A 15284-nucleotide genomic window follows, 5' to 3' on the forward strand; every position below is an offset into this window, starting at 1 on the left:
CTACCTGGTCAGGACGACGCCGGCGTCCGGCCGGAAGGAAACCCAGGCGCGGTCGTTCCAGGTGAGCGGATCCTCGCTGATGCGCGCGGCGTTCAACGCGCTTGCCCGCACGATCTGGCCGTCATCCAGCTTGATGTGGTAGACAGTCATGTCGCCGAGATAGGCAACATCGTAGACCTCGCCTTCAAGCGCGTTGACCGCATCTGCCGGTTTCTTGGACGAGACCTTGATCTTCTCCGGCCGGATCGCGAAGACGATGTCGGCGCCCTTGGCGGCATCGCCGCCATTGTCGACCACGATCTGAGCGCCGGTCGCGCCGGTGATGCGCGTCGTGCTGRCCGTGCGCTCGGCTACCTTGCCCTCGAACATGTTCACATTGCCGACGAAATGCGCCACGAAGCGCGAGGTCGGAGCCTCATAGATTTCCGCGGGTGTCGCGACCTGCATCACCTCGCCCTTGTCCATGATGGCAATGCGGTCGGCCATGGTCATCGCCTCTTCCTGGTCGTGGGTGACGACCACGAAGGTGAGGCCGAGTTCCTGCTGCAGGTCCATCAGTTCGAACTGCGTCTCCTCGCGCAGCTTCTTGTCGAGCGCGCCGAGCGGCTCGTCCAGGAGAAGCACCTTCGGCCGTTTGGCGACCGAGCGGGCCAGCGCCACGCGCTGGCGCTGGCCGCCGGAAAGCTGGTGCGGCTTGCGCTTGGCGAACTGCTCGAGCTTGACCAGCCTCAGCATCTCGGCGACGCGCTTCTCGATATCGGGGGCAGGCATGCCTTCCTGCTTGAGACCGAAGGCGATGTTCTTCTCCACCGTCATATGCGGAAACAACGCATAGGACTGGAACATCATGTTCACTGGCCGCTTGTACGGCGGGATGCCGCGCATGTCCTGGCCGTCGAGTAGAATGYGGCCGGCCGTCGGCTCCTCGAAGCCGGCAAGCATCCGGAGCAAGGTCGACTTGCCGCAGCCTGAGGCGCCAAGCAGCGCGAAGAACTCACGCTCGAAGATGGTAAGCGACAGATTGTTGACCGCGGTGAAGTCGCCGAACCTTTTGGTCACCTTGTCGAACTGGATATATGGCTTGGCTTTCGGATCATTCCATGGCGCGAAATCCCTGCGGATGCTGCCAAGCGATTTCATGTCCCCACTCCGGTTTTGTTCGATGCCCCAAATGGAAAGCGACCCCGGCAGTTGGCTGCCGGGGTCGCGTCCAACTGCTTATTGGCCGGTTACGATCTTGGTCCAGGTGCGCGTGATGATGCGCTGGGTCTTGGGATCGTATGGCTGAACGGTATAGAGCTTCTTGGTCGTTTCCGCGTCGGGATAGACCGAAGTGTCTTCCAGGATCGCCTTGTCGACGAATTGCTGGGAGGCCTTGTTGCCGTTGGCGTAGAGCACGTAGTTCGATGACTTGGCGATGACTTCGGGCGTCATCAGGTAGTTGATGAACTCATGCGCCTCCGCGACGTGTTGAGCATCGGCAGGGATTGCCATCTGATCGAACCACATCTGGGCGCCTTCCTTCGRCACCGAATAGCCGATCTCGACGCCCTGCTTGGCTTCCTGGGCGCGATTGCGGGYCTGGAACACGTCGCCCGACCAGCCGACCGCCAGGCAGATGTCGCCGTTGGCGAGCGCGTTGATGTATTCGGAGGAATGGAACTTGCGGATATAGGGCCGGACCTTCAGCAGCGCTTCCTCGGCCTTGGCGATGTCGTCGGGCGAGGTGCTGTTGGGATCGAGGCCGAGATATTTCAGCGCCGCCGGAATGATGTCGGCGGGCGAATCCAGCACATAGACGCCRCAATCCTTCAGCTTGGCCAGGCTGTCCGGATTGAAGAACACGTCCCAGCTGTCGATCTTGTCGGTGCCGAGGGCTGCCTGCACCTTCTTGACGTTATACCCGAGACCGACGGTGCCCCACATATAGTTGACCGAGTATTCGTTGCCCGGATCGTATTTGRCGGTGCGCTCCGAGATGACATCCCACATGTTGGAAATGTTCGGCAGCTTCGACTTGTCGAGCTTCTGGAACACGCCGGCCTGGATCTGGCGGGCCAGGAAGTTGGCRCTCGGCACGACGACGTCGTAGCCGCTGCCGCCAGCGAGCAGCTTCGTCTCCAGGATCTCGTTGGAATCGAAAGTGTCGTAGACGACCTTGATGCCGGTTTTCTTGGTGAAGTCTTCGATGATCGAGCTGTCGATATAGTCCGACCAGTTATAGACGTTGACGACGTGATCCTCGGCGTGGCCGCCTACGGTGAAAAGCGTCAGAAATATCGAAGTTGCCGAAAGCCAGAGCGCTTTGCGGATCATGCTGTTCTCCTTTGGTGAGTGTTCCCCTGCCGGCCTGTCGCGGCGTGAGCGCAGGGCGGCACTTGGTTCAGATTATTGAGCTTTCCGGAGGGCGACAAGCGCGACAGGCTGGCGCCGCGCCGGATCGTTGGATTGCGGTTGCAGCCCTCGTCCCTCCTCCGGGAAGGTATCGGAGCGGCGTCAGCGGCATTCGCCGCGGCGTAAGCAGATGTATGATTTTGCAGTCCGGTCCCGGTGAGGCCGGCGGAGACACTTGGCAAGATACGCCTGTCTTGTTGTTGCCGTAATCGCAGCCTGCCCGCCCCGCGATACGGTTGTCAATGGGGAAGACTCCTGAGTTCAATTGGGAGACGGCAGGCCGGTGATGCCCGGCCGCTCGGGGCGCGTCTGCCGCTTGAATTCAAATGCGATATGGACAARCAGCGCGGTGACCACGACCGCGCCGCCGATGATGGTACGCAGCGACGGCACTTCGGAATGGACAAGCCAGACCCAGATCGGGCCGAGGATCGGCTCGAAAGTACCAAGCAGCGCCGCGACGGCGGCCGGCACAAGGCGCGCCCCCATGGCGAAGAAGGCGAGGCCGACGCCGAGATTGACGACGCCGAAGGCAAAAAGGAAGGCCATGTCGCGGCCGGAAACGGCGAACTGAGACGCCTGCGATGCGGCGAACGCGCCGGCAAGCAAGGCTCCGAGGCAAGTGGCCGGCACCATGCGCACATGGGCAAAACGCCGAGTGATGACGGTCGCGACCGAAAACATAACCGCGATCAGCAGCGCCAGCCCGTCGCCGATCGGCGAGACTGCGCCGCCGAGGGATTCGGAAACCATGATGGCGACGCCGGTGATGACGGCCGCAATGGCGACCCAGGTCGCCAGGCGCACCCGTTCGCGGAACAGCAGCCAGGCGAGCAAGGCCGCGAGAAGCGGCACGCCGGCCTGCATCAGCAGGATGTTCGCGACCGTCGTGTAAGCGAGCGCCACGACGAAGCTGGTCGAGGCGGTGGCAAAGCAGAAGGCGACGCCAAGGCCGGGCAGGCCCATGTCGCGGAAGAGCTTCAACGTGCCACGCCAGCCATCGCGCCAGAGCATGAAGGCGATGAGGAAAGCCACCGCCCAAAGCGAGCGCCAGAACACCACGGTCCAGCTGTCTGCGACATGGATGAAGCGGGCGATGGTGCCGCCGAAGCTCCACATCAGCGCCGACAGGAAGACCAGCAGCATGCCGATCCGCTCCTCGCGCGGKGAGATGGCAGGTAGGGCGATGCGGGGCGAAGCGGTACCGGACATGGACACGACTGTCGGCGAGTTGCCGGCAACAGGATGCGCCGGGGACGACAACACAATTCGCATTCGCCTAGCGCAAAGGCGGGAGCCGGGCGTGGTCCAGCGACTGCAGACATGTGGGACAACGCCGCTCGCCAAGAATCACCGCTTGGCGACAGGTGCTATCCTTGGAAATCGAAGGCGCTCAGGCCCGTCACCATCTCGTCGAGGCCAAGCGGCCGTGTCACCGGCGGCTCGGCGCGCGCCAGGCAGCCAACGCGCTCGCAGAGCCTGCAGGCCGGACCGATCGGCGTTGCCAGTGCGGCGCCCTGAGCGGCCTTGCCGGCAGCAGTTCCGGGCAGCGCTGCGRCATAGACGATCTCGTCGCGAAAGCCGATGTCGCAGCCGAGCAGAAGCGCTGTCCGGCGCGGCCGCTCGGAGAAGGCGCCTTGCGGCCCTTCGAGCGTGCGGGCGATGCAGAGGAACTCGGCGCCGTCCGGCATTTCCACCGACTCGACCAGGATCCGGCCCGGCTGCGAAAAGGCGGCATGGACAGGCAGCTTCGGGCAGGCACCGCCGAAACGGCTTTGCGGATAGCCCTGACTTCCCGCCTTGCGGAACCGGTTGCCGGCATTGTCGACCTCCAGCATGAAGAACGGCACGCCAGAGGCACCCGGCCGCTGCAGCATGGTCAGGCGGTTTGCCGCCTGTTCGAAGGACACCCCGAAGCGCGAACGCAGGACGTCGATGTCGTAACGGGCGCGGACGGCCGCCGCATGAAAGGCCTGATAGGGCATCATCAGCGCGTGCGCGGCGTAGCGGCCGAGCTCGAAGCGGGCAAGACGGCGCGCCTCGTCGGTGCCGAGCTTCAACGTCTGGATCTCGCTCGCTACGGCCACCGTCATGCGGATCAAGCTCGCCTCCATGGCGACTTCGCGCAGCTGGTCGAAGGGCGAGAGCCGCTCGGACAGGAAGAGGCGCTGCGAATGGCGGTCATAGCRCCGGCGCCAGTTCGGCATGGTGGCGACCGGCAGCACCTTGACCACGATGCCGTGCTCGCGCTTCAGCCAGGCCTTCAGCGCGCCGAACAAGTCGTCTCCGGGATCGAGCACCGAGGTGAAGGCTTCCGCCTCCTCCTCGATCGCCGCGAAGTGGTTGGGTCGCCGTTCCAGAACCTCGTGAACCTCGTCGACCGGCAGGCGCGTGCCGGACAGCGCGGTCACCCTGCCCTCCCGCGCCAGAAGCTCGTTGAGATCGGACAGCCGCTCGGCCTGCTCGCGATAGGCGCGGAACAATTTCACGATCGCGGCGGAGGCGTTCRGCGCGGTCTCGGCAAGGTCGATCAGTTCCTGGTCACCGGGGAGCTCGCCGGCGAGCAGCGGATCGCCGAATACTTCCTTCAGCGCCGTGATCGAGCCTTTGGTCTCGCCCTGCAATTCGTGCGGGTCGATCTTGTAGACGGAGGCCAGCTTGAGGATCAGCTGCACGGTCAGCGGCCGCTGGTTGCGCTCGATGAGGTTGAGGTAGGACGGCGAAATGCCCAGCCCTTCGGCCATCGCCGTCTGGGTCAGGCCCTTGGCGTTGCGCAACCGGCGGATGCGCGGCCCGGCGAAGATCTTCTGGTCGGCCAATCGGCTATCCTTGACAAGATTTTACACAAAATCCGCACAATCGCGGCTCACCCGCCTTTTACAACTATAACAATTTTACCGCCCCGACCTGTCAAACACAACACAGTTTTTCCCTTATTTTTCGCGGAAAATCCCCGTTTTTCTGGCTCTTTGCGCTCCGCAATGTAAATGATGTCACACACCGGCGGCGTGCAAAACACCTTCTACGAACGCGCCGCCCAAAGTGGCAGAACCGATCTGGAGCAACCGATGACTGATTTTTACAACCTCGTCCCATCCGCGCCGGAAGGCCGTTTCGACGGCATCGAACGCCCCTACTCGCCGGAGGATGTGAAGCGGCTGCGCGGCTCGGTCCAGATTCGCCAGACACTTGCCGAGATGGGTGCGAACCGGCTGTGGAAGCTCATTCACGAGGAGGACTTCGTCAACGCGCTCGGCGCCATGTCGGGCAACCAGGCCATGCAGCAGGTCAGGGCGGGACTGAAGGCGATCTACCTGTCGGGCTGGCAGGTCGCGGCCGACGCCAACACGGCATCGGCCATGTATCCGGACCAGTCGCTTTATCCGGCCAATGCCGCGCCGGAGCTGGTCAAGCGCATCAACCGCACGCTTCAGCGCGCCGACCAGATCGAGACATCCGAAGGCAAGGGGCTTTCGGTCGAGACCTGGTTCGCACCGATCGTGGCCGACGCCGAGGCAGGCTTCGGCGGGCCGCTCAACGCCTTCGAGATCATGAAGGCCTTCATCGAGGCCGGCGCCGCCGGCGTCCACTACGAGGACCAGCTGGCGTCGGAGAAGAAGTGCGGCCATCTCGGCGGCAAGGTGCTGATCCCGACCGCGGCGCATATCCGCAACCTCAATGCGGCGCGGCTCGCTGCCGACGTGATGGGCACGCCGACGCTGGTGGTGGCGCGGACGGACGCGGAGGCGGCGAAGCTGCTGACCTCGGATATCGACGAGCGCGACCGGCCTTTCGTGAACTACGACGCCGGCCGCACGGTCGAAGGGTTCTACCATGTGAAGAACGGCATCGAGCCCTGCATTGCACGCGCCGTCGCCTACGCCCCGCATGCCGATCTGATCTGGTGCGAAACCTCGAAGCCGGATCTCCAGCAGGCAAGGAAGTTCGCCGAAGGCGTGCACAAGCATCATCCGGGCAAGCTGCTCGCCTATAACTGCTCGCCGTCCTTCAACTGGAAGAAGAACCTGGACGACGCGACCATCGCCAAGTTCCAGAAGGAACTCGGCGCCATGGGCTACAAGTTCCAGTTCATCACGCTGGCRGGCTTCCACCAGCTGAACTTCGGCATGTTCGAGCTGGCGCGCGGCTACAAGGACCGCCAGATGGCCGCCTATTCGGAACTGCAGGAGGCCGAGTTCGCGGCGGAGGCCCACGGCTACACCGCGACCAAGCACCAGCGCGAGGTCGGCACCGGCTATTTCGACGCCGTCTCGATGGCGATCACCGGCGGCCAGTCTTCGACCACCGCCATGCATGAATCGACCGAGCACGCGCAGTTCAGGCCGGCGGCCGAGTAACAACGACAACAGAGAGGAAACGCCCAAGGGGCGCCCAGTCGAGGAGAAGAGCAATGGCATCGATAAGCCGCGTCAAGGAACGGGCCGAGGAACAATCGAGCGCGATGAGTGTCGACCAGCAGGCGATGATCCRCATGCTTGCCAACGACCTGCACAGACTGAACCAGTCGGTGATGAAGGCGGTCGAAGCGGGAGTGTCCGTGGAGCTGGTGCGTTCGGCCAGGCACCATGGTGGAGACGGCAACTGGGGTGATCTTTTGATCCCGGTGATCGTCACTCACCAGAGCCACAGCTGACGCAACGTCAACAATCTCCGCGAGTGTCTCCCGTGCGCTATTCGTTCGGGAGACTATCGCTTTCTTTCGAATTCCATTCGCGCTAACAGGTAGAACTTGCGAAGCATATTAGCGCTTCTTGTTATATTCTCCTTCTCGGCCCTTTCAGCTTGACACCGCTGGCGATCTCGCGCCAATTGCGCTCAGGTTTCAACCTTGCATTGAACCAGAGCGCCGCCCCGCCATGTGCCCCGCCGATCGTGACGACTCTCAAAAACCAGTGAAGCCGGCGGACCGCGCCGCGGCAGCCAGGCTGCCGGCGGATTTCTCCAAGGTGCTCGTGGTCGGCAAATCGTCGATCAACCGGGTCGTGGTGTCGAAGATCGTGGAGAAGTCCGGTCTGAAGCCGATATCGGAATCGCCCGAGTCGGCCGAGGGGGCGCTGGCCGGCCTTGTCCCCGGCGCAATCATCCTGGACGGCGGCCCCGACAACAAGGATTGCGACGAGCTGTTGGCCGGCATCGATGCGCTGCGGCGCGCTTCCGGCAAGGCGCAGCCCTCCGTGATCCTGCTCTCAACCGCGAATGRCACCGCCGACAGCCTCGGACTGTCGAGCGTGGTCGACGCGGTGGTTGCCAAGCCGATCACGCCTGAGAGACTGCAACCGGTGATAGATCGCCTGGTCGGCCGCGGCTAGGCTTAGGCGGYCTTCAGCCGGCCTTGGCGATGGCCTCGACAAGGGTCGGCAGTTCGCCAAGGTCGGCAATCTGACGGAAACGCGGCGCTGCGACGGGGGCCTCGGCGTGCTCGATTGCCCAGGTCAATTCATGCGGCACATGGATGCCCCAGCCGCCGGCCTCGATGGCGGGAACCACGTCGGACTTGAGCGAGTTGCCGACCATCATGCTTTTGTGCGGACCGTCRCCATGGCGGCTGAAGATGCGGGCATAGGTGGCGGCGCTCTTGTCGCTGACGATCTCGACGGCATCGAAGAGCTCGCCCATTCCAGACTGCGCAAGCTTGCGCTCCTGGTCGAACAGGTCGCCCTTGGTGATCAGCACCAGACGGTAGGAGCCCGCCAGCTTTTCGACCGCATCACGCGCATGCGGCAGCGGCTCGATCGGGTGGCTKAGCATCTCGCGGCCGGCAGCCAGTATCTCGCCGATGACCGAACCTGGCACCTCACCGTTCGTGACTGCGACCGCCGTCTCGATCATCGACAGGGTGAACCCCTTGATGCCGAAGCCGTAGACGGCGAGGTTGCGCCTTTCCGCCTCGAGTAGCCTTGCCGCGATATGGTCATGGTCGCCATACTCGGCCAGCAAGGCGGCAAAGCGCTTCTCGGTCATGCGGAAGAACTGCTCGTTCTGCCAGAGCGTGTCGTCGGCATCGAAGCCGATCGTGGTCAAATGTGGAGCGGACATGCGCAGACCCTTTGCGGACAGGCTCATCTAGAGAACTCCACGAAAAGTATGAAACAGTTTTCCGTCCGCAATAGCGTCGAAACAACGAGATACAGCGGTCCTGCGTTTCGGTGAACCGATGAACCGCTCGGACCTGGTCGGGCTGCGCCGCCAACAGAAGACGGATGCGGGCGGACGGCTGGCTTGCCTGCGAAGGCTCCCGCAGCCTCCCCTTCCCTTCCCCCACGCGGCCCGGCTATAGTTCAAAATCCGCAACACAATCTGGTGAATGATGCCGCCTGAAAAAAAGGAAGTCCGTCCGTCGAGCCGGGTGGGACGCCCACGCACGCCTGGCTTCTTGAAAAGCCAACGTGGTGTGAAGAACTGGAAGGAAGCCAGCGCTTGGCTGGAATGGCGCGGCATCGAAGACATCGAATGCATCACGCCGGACCAGGCCGGCGTCGCCCGCGGCAAGATGATGCCGTCGAAGAAATTCACCTCCAACACCTCGCTGGCGCTGCCTTCGGCGGTGTTCATGACGACGATTTCCGGCGGCTACCCGGAAGACGGCAACGGCTTCCGCTATCCGGAGGACGACGGCGACCTGAAGCTGCTCCCCGATCTCTCGACGCTGACCGTCGTGCCCTGGGAGGAAGACCCGACCGCCGCGGTGATCTGCGACCTCGTCCACCAGGACGGCCGCTCCGTCGAATTCACGCCGCGCAATGTGCTGAAGCGGGTGCTTGCCGCCTATGACACACTGGGACTGACGCCCGTGGTGGCGCCCGAGATCGAATTCTATCTGGTGCGCAAGAACCCCGACCCCGACTATCCGCTGACCCCGCCCGTTGGGCGCTCGGGGCGGCCGATCGGCGGCGGCGCCGGCTATTCGATCGCCGGCGTCAACGAGTTCGACGAGCTGATCGACGACATCTACCATTTCTCCGAGCGGCAGGGCCTGGAGATCGACACCCTGATCCACGAGGAAGGCGCCGGCCAGCTCGAGATCAACCTGCGCCACGGCAATCCGATCGAGCTCGCCGACCAGGTGTTCATGTTCAAGCGCACGATCCGCGAAGCGGCGCTGAAGCACGAGATCTACGCCACTTTCATGGCCAAGCCGATCCAGGGACAGCCAGGCTCGGCCATGCACATCCACCAGTCGGTGATCGACAAGAAGACCGGCCGGAACATCTTCTCTGCCGAGGACGGCTCCGAGACCGACGCCTTCTTCCATTTCATCGGCGGCATGCAAAAACATGTGCCGAACGCACTGGTGATGTTCGCACCCTACGTCAATTCCTACCGCCGGCTGACGCAGGCRGCCTCCGCGCCGGTCAACACCAAATGGGGCTACGACAACCGCACGACCGCCTTCCGCGTGCCGCGATCYGACCCCGCGGCGCGGCGCGTCGAAAACCGCATCCCATCCTCGGACGCCAACCCCTATCTGGCCCTCGCCRCCTCGCTCGCCTGCGGGCTGATCGGCATCACCAAGAAGGAAAAGGCTTCGGCGCCGGTGATCACTACCGCCAACGAGGACGAGATCGACCTGCCGCGCAACCTGCTCGAGGCCGTCGACCTGTTTGAACGCGACAAGGAGCTCAGCGCCATCCTAGRCAAATCCTTCGCCGCCACTTACGCAGCGATCAAGCGGGCCGAGTTCGAGACCTTCATGGAAGTGATCAGCCCGTGGGAGCGGGAGTATTTGTTGCTGAATGTGTGATGGAGCGAATAGTGAGTAGCGAATAGCGAGTAGTAGATAGAATAGTGAGAGGGATCGGCCAAAGATATTATTCGCTACTGACTATTCGCTATTCGCTATTCGCCTCCCTTCCAGGCATCATCCATGAATTACCAATCCCCCATTTCCCCGGGCCGGTCCTGGTATGAAGATACAGCGGGACCGCGTCCCGAATATCCGAAGCTTGACGGCGACCGGACCTGCGACGTCGTCATCGTCGGCGGCGGGTTCACCGGTCTTTCAGCGGCGGCGCATCTCGCCAAGGCCGGYACGGATGTCGTGCTGATCGACGCAAATCGTTTTGGTGACGGCGCGTCGGGACGCAATGGCGGCCAGCTCGGTACCGGCCAGCGCGCCTGGGCTGAGGAGCTGGAAGCTGAGTTCGGGTTCTCCCGCGCCAAGGCCCTGTTCGATCTGGCGGAAGAAGCCAAATCGCATCTCTTCGACTTCGCGGCGGTCAACAGGATCGAGATCGACTACATGCCCGGCCAGCTCTCGGTGGCGCACAAGAAGCGTTATGTCGACGACTACAAGGCCCATGCCGAGATCGTGGCGAGCCGCTTCGGCTATCCGCACATCTCCTTCATGGACGCCGGCGAGACTGCCGAGCGGCTTGGCTCGACGCGTTACTTCGGCGGCACGCGCGATACGGGGACCGGCCATATCCACCCGCTGAAGCTGGTGATCGGCACTGCAAAAGTGGCGGCCGCGGCAGGCGCCAAGCTGTTCGAGCGCACGCCCTCGACCGGCATCGCAGCCAGCGGCGGCAAGGTCAGGGTCACCACGCCGACGGGCACGATATCGGCCGAGAAATGYCTGGTTGCCGTCAATGCCTATGGTGGCAAGCTGGAGCCGGTGAGCGCCGCGCACATCATGYCGATCGGCTCCTTCATCGGCGCGACTGTGCCGCTCGGCGCCGAATCAGCCGTGCTGCCGGGCGGCGAGTCGGTGGACGATTCCCGCTTCGTCGTGCGCTACTTCCGCAAGTCGAAGGACGGCCGGCTTCTGTTCGGCGGCCGCGAGGTCTACGCCGTCAACGACCCGAAGGACATCCATATCCACATCCGTCGGCAGATCGCCGAGCTCTATCCGGCGCTGAAGGATGTCGAGATCACCCATGGCTGGGGCAGCTATGTCGGCATCACCGTGCCGAGGAAACCTTTCGTGCGCGAGGTGATGCCGAACGTGATCTCGATGGGCGGCTATTCCGGCCATGGCGTCATGCTGTCGAACTTCTTCGGCAAGCTCTACGCCGAGACGGTCGCCGGCAACCGCGACCGGTTGAAACTGATCGAGGATCTGAAGATTCCGGCTTTCCCGGGCGGCCGTCGGTTTCGCGCGCCGCTCCTGTTTCTGGCCCTCAACTGGTTCGCGCTGCGCGACAGAATCTAGGGTCGGAGCCRCCGAATCGACGGATTCGGTGACCTAGCGGCACATTGCAGAATCCTTAACAAACGCGCAGAATTTCGCAAAAAGGCGCAGTGATGCCATAATCGGCGGCAAAGGATGCCGGTTCTGGGCGATAAAACGGGGATTTGCGCGGGCCTGCCCGCTGGAATTTCGGGACCGATGCCGATCACCGCAGACCGAATGCGGCATGATCGAAAGAACGTCGGCCCGCTTATTGGAGGTGGTTTACGTGAACGAGCCCTTCAGTTTCGGTGCGCCGGAACGACGGCGCTTTGCAGTGCAGTTCGGCTATGACATGCGGCCCTCGTTCTGGCAGGGTCTGCGGTCGAACGCGCATCTGGTGATAGCAGCCGTCGGCACCGCAGCGCTGCTAGGCGTGGCGGCGGTGGCGCTTTGGYTGGCCCTGCCGGCCCATGAGAAGCAGGCGATCGCGAGCGCGCAACAGACTGTGCCCGCGATCCCAGTCAAGACGAAGAAGATTACTCCGGCCGTGGCGAACGCAGCTGTCACCGTCGCCGCGCCGCGCGCCGCGCGCAAGGCCGACGCGGTTTCGCCTATCACCGCCGCGCGCGAAGCCGCCATTCCGGCGCTGGCATCCAACAGCCCGCGCTGGACCGATCCGGGTGCGGCGCCGGCTTCGGCTTCCCCGGCCGCCAATCCCGCCGCCAATTCCCCGGCCGCCAACGCGCCCGCCGAGCAGAAGACCACCGCCGCTGCCTTCGCAGAATCCGTTGCCCAGTCGGACGCCGCGAACGTCTTGTCGAAGGTCGCGGCACCCGCGCCGATGGCTGACCAATCGGCGGATGCGAAAAAACCTGACGACAAGATGGATGGCGCCCAAACCGCGGCGATCCCGGACGTAAAGCCGCAGGTTCCCGAGGCTCAGCCGGCCGCTGCCGATCAGGCCGCGCAGGACAAGCCCCAGACGGTCAGCGCTGCCGCCAACGGACGCATTCTGCGGCCGGTCACCATGCGCACCGGCCCGAAAAAGGGCGCAGCCGCAATCATCACCATACCTGCAAAGGCATCGGTGCAGGTGATGAGCTGCAAGAAATGGTGCGAGATCGTCTATGACGGCAAGCACGGCTGGGTCTACAAGACCTACGTCAAGACCGGTACCTGAGAGCGACGCGCGTTGATCGGAGCTGCCCGGCCCAGGCCGTGCGGCAACCTGATCAACCACCGAATAAGCGGCTGAAGCGACGTCTTCTGCGCTCGAGCCTACGGTTCTTGAGTACGGCCTCGTGTTCCTCGAACGGCACTTCATAGAGGCCGCACTGCTCGCATCCCTCGCGTTTGCCGCAGACCGGAATCCAGCATTGGACATCATGGGTCCAGGCAAGTGCGACACGCTCGAGGTGAAGGCGGGAGGAGCTCTTGATGAGGATCAGCTCGTCGGGCTGCGCCGTCTGCTTCACGTAATCGGACACTTCCTTTGGCCTGCGCAGCTCGGCGAAGCGGCCGCTGTCGCGGTCGGCCTGGCTGGCCTTGGAGCGATGGGCATGGTCGCCGACATAGATCACCTGGTCCGCGATCTCGCGCGCTCTGCTGTAGGCGTACGCATATTTCCTGTTCGAGCCGGCAAAATCCGACAGCTGGCCAAGCACGATCCGTTTTCTCGCGGGAGCTGAATTTGCCGCCATGTCGAAGGCAAGGGACAAGGAATGCCAGGGCGCCTTGGCTGCATCGACCATGAAGTGTGGCCCCCCTTCGGCGAYAAGCACCTGGCCGCGGTTCGCCAGGGGCTGGAATGTCGCGATCTGGTCCTTCACGGTCTGCGGAGATACTCCCAGCTCAAGCGCCGTTGCCGCCGCCGCGGCCGCCGGCAGCCAGAAATGCTCACCCGGAAACCTCACCTCCAGGTRCAACACGCCGCCGCGCCAATGCAGTGAAAACCGCAACGGCTCCGGATAGGCCGCCTGGACATCGCTGACGCGATAGTCCGCCGCCTCCGACATGCCGAATGTCACCGCACGGCAATTGCTCGCCGAAGCCATGGCCAGCACATGCGGATCATCGGCGTTGAGCACCGCAAAACCGCCGGGCTCCAGCGCCTCGACCAGGACAGTCTTTTCGCGGGCAACGTCCTCCAAAGTCCCGAAACTGGGGAAATGCTCCAGTCGGACCATTGTCACAACAGCCACATTCGGCCGCAGCAGTTCAGCCATCGGCCTGACCGTGBCGGGACCGAAGGCGGCAGCCTCGAAGACCACATAGTCGACATTGCCAGCCCGCTTCATCCGCTTGCAAAGCGTGTTGACCAGCGCGTTTATCGTGTTGGCCAATATCTGCGTATGGACCGAACCGTGGCCGGCCAGGATGTGTCCAAGCAAGCTCGCCGCCGTCGACTTGCCGGAGCTGCCCGTGATGGCAATGAACGTTGCTTTGCTGCGGGCACGCGCACGTTTGGCCCGATAGACCTTCAGCCGCCCCGCCAACTTTTGGTGAATGTCCCGCAGCCCGGTATTCATAACCCGCAGCACCCGATCCCCGCTGCTGTTATGCCTTGCGGCGGATCGTGCAGTCAAACCGGAGTCGGGTTGAAGGGTCAGCTCAGATGYAGCGCCCGCYGTCGACCTCCAGCGCCACTCCGGTGATGAAGGCCGCCTCGTCCGAAGCCAGCCAGAGCGCCGCGCTGGCGATGTCGAGCGGCGTCGAGAGCCGGCCGAGAGGGATCGAGGAACGGAATTTTTCGCGGATCTCCGGCGTGTCGGCGCCCATGAACTTCTCCAGCATGCCGGTCTCGCCGGCGACGGGGCAGAGGCAGTTGACGCGGATGTTTTTTGGCGCGAGTTCGACCGCCATCGATTTGGTGGCGGTGATCGCCCAGCCCTTGGAGGCATTGTACCAGGTGAGGCCCGGCCGGGGCCTGATGCCGGCGGTCGAGGCCGTGGTCAGGATGACGCCGCCGCCCTGCCGATCCATGATCGGCACGACGGCAAGGGCGGAATGGTAGATCGCCTTCATGTTGACGGCGGTGATCAGGTCGAAGGTTTCCTCGTCGACGCCCAGCATATCGCCGTTGCGATGGGTGAAGCCCGCATTGTTGACCATGATGTCGACGCGGCCGAAGGCGCTCTTGGCCGCATAGACCATCTCGTCGAATTCGGAGCGCAGCGAGACATCGGTCTGGGTCCAGATCGCGCGGTCGCCGATCTCGCCCGCGACCCGCTCGGCGCCCTTGGCGTTGAGGTCGGCGACGACCACGCGCGCGCCCTCTTCAGCGAAGCGCTTCGCCATGCCCTCGCCGAAGCCCGATGCTGCGCCGGTGATGATGGCAACCTTGTTTTCCAGACGCATACTTTCCCGCCCAGTTTGATCAATTTGCATCGAGAGCTTGCCATGGCGCGACGGATGCCGCGCTCATGATTCTCCCTTGAAAGCGCGCCGCGTCGAAACAAATTCAGGCGACGCGCTTCAAGTCTTTCTTTTGATGCAGGTYGCCCAAAACAGCTGCCCACTTTCGGACGACACGCATTGGCTTTCGTCACATTCACGTTCTATGTTGCAACTGCGAAAGCTGCCGGAAGCCATCGCTCGCCGACAAGCCTCCCGGTAGCGCCAGTGTCAAGAGCCAGCATCAAGGGGCATTTGTAGACCCAATCAATCTCCGGCGATTGGCCCCCTTGATGTGACACCATGGCACTGGACGATTTAAATCGATTAGAATATATCAGCCCCGCTACCGGCGACCGGCATC

General features: G+C 63.3%; 13 protein-coding genes. 6 read left to right on the top strand and 7 right to left on the bottom strand.

Going from position 1 to position 15284, the window contains the following annotated elements:
* The 4 genes from ORS3428_RS12305 to ORS3428_RS12320 form a co-directional block, all read right to left on the bottom strand.
* The gene (locus tag ORS3428_RS12305; protein ID WP_071097936.1) at positions 1 to 1140 is read right to left on the bottom strand and encodes an ABC transporter ATP-binding protein; all 1140 of its coding nucleotides are present in this window, start codon (positions 1138 to 1140) and stop codon (positions 1 to 3) included.
* Between the two features lie 78 nt (positions 1141 to 1218).
* Positions 1219 to 2316, bottom strand: a complete 1098-nt coding sequence (locus tag ORS3428_RS12310) for a polyamine ABC transporter substrate-binding protein (RefSeq protein ID WP_071097938.1) — start codon at positions 2314 to 2316, stop codon at positions 1219 to 1221.
* Positions 2317 to 2655: 339 nt separating this feature from the next.
* A complete protein-coding gene (locus ORS3428_RS12315; protein ID WP_071097940.1) occupies positions 2656 to 3606 on the bottom strand; it encodes a DMT family transporter in 951 nt (316 codons plus the stop codon).
* Positions 3607 to 3764: 158 nt separating this feature from the next.
* Positions 3765 to 5213, bottom strand: coding sequence for a helix-turn-helix domain-containing protein (locus ORS3428_RS12320; protein WP_071097942.1), 1449 nt, complete (start codon positions 5211 to 5213; stop codon positions 3765 to 3767).
* 249 nt (positions 5214 to 5462) lie between these two features.
* Here ORS3428_RS12320 and aceA point away from each other — a divergent pair, with 249 nt between their 5' ends.
* The 3 genes from aceA (at position 5463) to ORS3428_RS12335 (ending at position 7724) form a co-directional block, all read left to right on the top strand.
* On the top strand, positions 5463 to 6752 hold the full coding sequence (gene aceA, locus ORS3428_RS12325; protein WP_071098010.1) for an isocitrate lyase: 1290 nt from the start codon (positions 5463 to 5465) through the stop codon (positions 6750 to 6752).
* Positions 6753 to 6805: 53 nt separating this feature from the next.
* On the top strand, positions 6806 to 7048 hold the full coding sequence (locus ORS3428_RS12330) for an SMc00767 family acetate metabolism repressor (protein ID WP_071097944.1): 243 nt from the start codon (positions 6806 to 6808) through the stop codon (positions 7046 to 7048).
* Between the two features lie 259 nt (positions 7049 to 7307).
* Complete coding sequence (locus ORS3428_RS12335) at positions 7308 to 7724, top strand: response regulator (RefSeq protein WP_071097946.1); 417 nt, start codon at positions 7308 to 7310, stop codon at positions 7722 to 7724.
* A 13-nt stretch (positions 7725 to 7737) separates the two neighbouring features.
* Here the strand turns inward: ORS3428_RS12335 and ORS3428_RS12340 are convergent, their stop codons facing one another.
* A complete protein-coding gene (locus ORS3428_RS12340) occupies positions 7738 to 8478 on the bottom strand; it encodes an HAD family hydrolase (protein WP_244507943.1) in 741 nt (246 codons plus the stop codon).
* Between the two features lie 241 nt (positions 8479 to 8719).
* On the opposite strand from ORS3428_RS12340, the gene ORS3428_RS12345 reads away from it, so the two are divergent.
* The 3 genes from ORS3428_RS12345 to ORS3428_RS12355 all read left to right on the top strand — a co-directional run bounded on the left by ORS3428_RS12345 (position 8720) and on the right by ORS3428_RS12355 (position 12707).
* The gene (locus ORS3428_RS12345) at positions 8720 to 10156 is read left to right on the top strand and encodes a glutamine synthetase family protein (RefSeq protein WP_443136852.1); all 1437 of its coding nucleotides are present in this window, start codon (positions 8720 to 8722) and stop codon (positions 10154 to 10156) included.
* Positions 10157 to 10279: 123 nt separating this feature from the next.
* Complete coding sequence (locus ORS3428_RS12350) at positions 10280 to 11566, top strand: NAD(P)/FAD-dependent oxidoreductase (protein ID WP_071097948.1); 1287 nt, start codon at positions 10280 to 10282, stop codon at positions 11564 to 11566.
* Positions 11567 to 11813: 247 nt separating this feature from the next.
* Positions 11814 to 12707, top strand: coding sequence for an SH3 domain-containing protein (locus ORS3428_RS12355; RefSeq protein WP_071098017.1), 894 nt, complete (start codon positions 11814 to 11816; stop codon positions 12705 to 12707).
* Positions 12708 to 12759: 52 nt separating this feature from the next.
* Here ORS3428_RS12355 and ORS3428_RS12360 read toward each other — a convergent pair whose 3' ends face one another.
* Positions 12760 to 14055 (bottom strand): Mur ligase family protein, encoded by a 1296-nt coding sequence (locus ORS3428_RS12360; RefSeq protein WP_071097951.1) that lies wholly within the window; start codon positions 14053 to 14055, stop codon positions 12760 to 12762.
* A gap of 82 nt (positions 14056 to 14137) precedes the next feature.
* Positions 14138 to 14884: an SDR family oxidoreductase gene (locus ORS3428_RS12365; protein WP_071097953.1), complete on the bottom strand. Its 747-nt coding sequence runs from the start codon at positions 14882 to 14884 to the stop codon at positions 14138 to 14140.
* Between the last annotated feature and the right edge of the window lie 400 nt (positions 14885 to 15284).

This window comes from Mesorhizobium sp. ORS 3428 (assembly GCF_001854785.1).
Lineage (GTDB): Bacteria > Pseudomonadota > Alphaproteobacteria > Rhizobiales > Rhizobiaceae > Mesorhizobium.